Below are 1,078 nucleotides of genomic sequence, written 5' to 3' on the forward strand. Positions count from 1 at the left end.
TCCCACATGAACCAGAACCGGTCCTGGCCCGGCGTGCCGAACAGGTACAGGATCAGGTCCTGGTCCAGCGTGATACGGCCGAAATCCATCGCCACCGTGGTGGTGGTCTTGTCGGCGGTGTGCGTCAGGTCGTCGATCCCGGCGGACGCGGCGGTCATCACGGCTTCGGTGCGCAGCGGGTTGATCTCCGACACGGCGCCAACGAAGGTCGTCTTGCCCACGCCGAACCCGCCCGCCACCACGATCTTCGCGGAGGTGGTGGAGCGGGCTGCACCGCTAGAGCTTGCGAAGTCCACTGAGCACCCTTTCGAGCAGTGTCACATCTGGCTGGCCGCCGGGCTCGCTGCTGCTGCCCGGCTGATGGATGGCGACGAGGCCGGCCTCGGCCAGGTCGGCCACGAGGATACGGGCGACGCCCAAGGGAATGGAGAGAAGTGCCGAGATCTCGGCAACCGATTTGATCTCGTAACACAGATGGCAGATCCGCTGGTGCTCCGGGAGCTGTCCCTGGAGGCGGGCGGGCTGCGCGGTGGTGTGCACCAGCGCCTCGATGGCGAGCTGGTAGCGCGGCCGGGTACGGCCCCCGGTCATGGCGTACGGACGCACCAGCGGCGAAGGCCCGCCGTCGGTGCCGGCCGCCGGCTGGGAACGGCGGGGCCGCGGAGCGTGCGGCTGCTGAGGCTCCTGGGGGTACTGCTGCGGCCCGGGCTGCCCGGGCTGCCCGGGCTGGGAGTAGGGCTCCTGCCACTGCTGCCCGCTCGGGGCGGAGGGGAAGTTGTAGCGCTTCGTGGACGGGTCGTGCCGCGGCTGAGACTGGTGCTCACCGCCGTAGGGACCGCCTGGGGGCGTTGCCACGTCTCCTCCTCCACTGCCTGCTGTGACTCGGGCCGCCGTCTTGCGTGTGCCGTCAGCCCATCGCGTCTCCGCACCGTATGGCGCGGAGACGCGATACGCACGGCCTGTATTGCTAGTTGAGCAGACTTCCCTGCAGTTCGGCGCGGAGGTCCGGCGTCAGCACCGTACCCGCCCGGTCCACCAGCAGGGCCATCTCGTACCCGACCAGACCGATGTCCGCCTC

The 1,078-nt window shown here is 69.6% G+C and carries 2 protein-coding genes and 1 pseudogene; all 3 read right to left on the reverse strand.

Annotated elements, in window-relative coordinates; genetic code table 11:
* Positions 1-296, reverse strand: a 296-nt coding sequence (locus AC2CJA_RS26810) for a GTP-binding protein (protein WP_484605229.1), incomplete at its 3' end; no start/stop codon positions are given.
* Positions 277-855, reverse strand: a complete 579-nt coding sequence (locus tag AC2CJA_RS26815; protein WP_484605230.1) for a DUF742 domain-containing protein — start codon at positions 853-855, stop codon at positions 277-279. The genes AC2CJA_RS26815 and AC2CJA_RS26810, both read right to left, overlap by 20 nt.
* A 112-nt stretch (positions 856-967) precedes the next feature.
* Positions 968-1,078: pseudogene (locus tag AC2CJA_RS26820) on the reverse strand (roadblock/LC7 domain-containing protein); the annotation flags it as partial.

This window comes from Streptomyces sp. ATLC9, assembly GCF_057196705.1.